We start from the raw sequence: 2,935 nt of genomic DNA, 5'->3' as shown, positions 1-2,935 counted from the left end.
GGCCCCGGCCTGCTCACCCCGGCGTGTTCACGTGGGGTTTTCACCCTTTTCTCACCTTCGCGAACTAGACTCCGAGACGTCCGAACCACCGGGAAGGGCGCTACGCATGGCGGGTTCCAAGTTCACTCCTGACCGAGGCCTGACCGGCCGGATGGCCCTCACCATGTTCCTGCTGGTCCTGGTGTACGTGGCCTTCGTGGTCGGGCTGGTCGCCGTCGGGATGAACGTCTGGCTGGTCCTGGTCGTCGTCCTGGCGTTCGCGCTGTTCAGCTACTTCTCCTCGGACAAGATCGCCATGTTCGCGATGGGCGCCAAGGAGGTCTCCCCCCAGCAGGCGCCCGAGCTGCACGCCCTCATCGACCGGCTGTGCGCCCTGGCCGACATGCCCAAGCCCCGGGTCGGCATCGCCGACACCGACGTGCCCAACGCCTTCGCCACCGGGCACAGCCAGAAGGCCGCCGTCGTCTGCGTGACCACCGGGCTGCTGCGCCGCCTGGAGGGCCCGGAGCTGGAGGCGGTGCTGGCGCACGAGCTGTCGCACATCGCCCACCGCGACGTCACGGTCATGACGGTGGCCGGGTTCCTAGGCATCGTCGCCGGGTTCCTCACCCAGGCCGGGCTGCGCTTCGCCGCCTTCTCCGGGGCGAGCCGGGGCAACAACAACGGCCCGCCCGTGGCGGTGGTCGCCCTGCTGGTGGTGCTGGTCAGCGCCATCGCGTGGGCGCTGAGCTTCCTGCTGACCCGGGCGCTGTCGCGCTACCGGGAGCTGGCGGCCGACCGCGCCGCCGCCTACCTCACCGGCCGCCCCTCGGCGCTGGGCAGCGCCCTGACCAAGATCACCGGCGACATGGCGCGGATCCCCAGCCGGGACCTGCGCCAGGTGGAGCCGTTCAACGCGTTCTTCTTCGCCCCGGCGTTCACCAAGGGCTTCAGCCTCAACAGCCTGATCGCCACCCACCCGCCGGTGGAGCGGCGCCTGGCGCAGCTCTCCGACATCTCCCGGCAGCTGGGCCGGGGGGCCTGACCGTCCCCGCAGCCGAGGAGGCAGCGTTGAGTTTCTGGAGGGCCCTGCTGGGCCGGTCCAAGCCCGTCCGTCCCGACCTGGACGCCCTGTTCGGGCTGCCCTCGGCGGCGGTCACCCTGCGCGCGGCGGCCGGGTTCCGCCCCACCGGGACGGGGTCGGTGGCCTTCCGGCCGACCGAGGGAGCGGCCTTCTCCGACCTGGAGAAGGACATCACCGCGCTGCTGGAGGCGGGGGACGGGCCGCCGGTCGGCCAGGTCACCGACGAGTACGGCTACACGTGGCTGGTGGTGCGCTCGGACCACCCGCCGACGGAGCAGGGCGACGTGACCGACCCCGACATCACGGGGCTGGTCACCTCGCTGCACGCGGTCAACTCCACCCTGGAGGAGAACGGGTACGGGCCCTCGCTGCTGTGCTCGCTGGTGGGGTTCACCGACGGGGAGCGCTCGCTGGGCCTGGTCTACCTCTACAAGCGCGGCACCTTCTACCCGTTCGCCCCGCTGCCGGGGCAGCGCCGCGACAACGCCCTGGAGCTCCAGGCGGAGGCGGCCATCGGCGGGGACCTGCCGATGGAGTCCGACCGGTCGCGCTGGTTCCCGGTGTACGGCGCACCCGGCCTCTAGTTTCCACATTCCGGAAACAAAAATCCGGGATATGAATTTTTTTGATGCCGAACCCTGGCGTCGGGCCGCGTGACCCAGCACACTGAACACGTGCACATCGTGATCGCACCGGACAAGTTCGCCGGAACCCTCAGCGCCCTGGACGCCGCCCGCGCCGTCGCCGACGGCTGGCGGTCCGTCGACCCCTCCGCCCGCATCGACCTGCTCCCGCTCTCCGACGGCGGCCCCGGCTTCGTCGAGGTCCTGCACACCGCCCTGGGCGGAACCCTGCGCGAGGCCTCCGTCACCGGACCCCTGGGCGAGCCCGTCACCGCCCGCTACCTGCTCGTCGGCGACACGGCCTACGTGGAGAGCGCCCAGGCCTGCGGCCTGCACCTGGTCCCCGCCGACCGGCGCGACCCCGCCCGCACCACCAGCGCCGGGGTCGGCGAACTGCTCGCCCGCGCCGTCGCCGACGGCGCCCGCACGGTCGTCGTCGGCCTGGGCGGCAGCTCCACCAACGACGCCGGGGCCGGGCTGCTCGCCGCCCTGGGCGCGACCCCAGCCGCCGACCTCCGCCACGGCGGCGGCCCGCTGGCCGACGTCGACAAGGTCGACCTCGCCCCGGCCCGGGAGGCCGTCGCCGGGGTGCGCCTGGTCGCCGCCACCGACGTCGACAACCCCCTGCTCGGCCTGCACGGGGCCAGCGCCGTCTTCGGCCCCCAGAAGGGCGCCGACCCCGCCCTGGTCCAGCGCCTGGACCTGGCCCTGACCGCCTTCGCCGACCGCGCCGACCCCGACGGCGCGGCCCGCTCCGAGCCCGGCTCCGGCGCGGCCGGCGGCCTGGGCTTCGCCCTGCTGCTGCTCGGCGGCACCGTGGAGTCGGGCATCGGCCTGGTCCTGGACGCCGTCGGCCTGGCCGGCCGGCTGGCCAGGGCCGACCTCGTCATCACGGGGGAGGGGTCCTTCGACTCCCAGTCCCTGCGCGGCAAACTGCCCCACGGGGTCGCCCGCCTGGCCGGGGAGCACGCCGTCCCCTGCGTGGTCACCGCCGGCCGCGTCGCGGTGGGCCGGGCCGAGGCCGCCGCCGCGGGCATCACCGAGACCTACTCCCTGGTCGAGTCCACCGGCTCGGTGGCCGCCGCCATGGAGCGCCCGGCCGAGGGGCTGCGGGACCTGGCCGCCTCGATCGCCCGCCGCTGGACCCGCTGACCCCTCCGGACCGGCCGAAACCCGCCGTCCGCCCCCGCCGTCCGGTGTGACGGCGGGGCCGGGTGGGTACCCTGGTGGAACACGCGCAAGTCAGCCC

The 2,935-nt window shown here is 74.0% G+C and carries 3 protein-coding genes; all 3 read left to right on the top strand.

Annotated features, from left to right (window positions below; genetic code table 11):
• Window positions 1–106: 106 nt before the first annotated feature.
• The 3 genes from htpX to ACJOT3_RS33830 all read left to right on the top strand — a co-directional run bounded on the left by htpX (window position 107) and on the right by ACJOT3_RS33830 (window position 2,838).
• Window positions 107–1,024, top strand: coding sequence for a zinc metalloprotease HtpX (gene htpX / locus ACJOT3_RS33840; protein WP_406977205.1), 918 nt, complete (start codon window positions 107–109; stop codon window positions 1,022–1,024).
• Between the two features lie 26 nt (window positions 1,025–1,050).
• Complete coding sequence (gene pspAB / locus ACJOT3_RS33835; RefSeq protein WP_406977204.1) at window positions 1,051–1,647, top strand: PspA-associated protein PspAB; 597 nt, start codon at window positions 1,051–1,053, stop codon at window positions 1,645–1,647.
• A 90-nt stretch (window positions 1,648–1,737) separates the two neighbouring features.
• The gene (locus ACJOT3_RS33830) at window positions 1,738–2,838 is read left to right on the top strand and encodes a glycerate kinase family protein (protein ID WP_406977206.1); all 1,101 of its coding nucleotides are present in this window, start codon (window positions 1,738–1,740) and stop codon (window positions 2,836–2,838) included.
• The last annotated feature ends 97 nt before the right edge of the window (window positions 2,839–2,935 follow it).

The sequence above is a fragment of the Nocardiopsis protaetiae genome, assembly GCF_045446735.1.
In the GTDB taxonomy this organism is placed as follows: Bacteria; Actinomycetota; Actinomycetes; order Streptosporangiales; family Streptosporangiaceae; genus Nocardiopsis; species Nocardiopsis protaetiae.
The sequence above is the reverse complement of the archived record's forward strand: the minus strand, read 5'-3'. Positions and strand labels throughout refer to the sequence as shown.

Bases quoted from the DNA above. Each gene is read 5' to 3' on its own strand.
- htpX (WP_406977205.1), top strand. From the start codon at position 107: ATGGCGGGTTCCAAGTTCACTCCTGACCGAGGCCTGACCGGCCGGATG.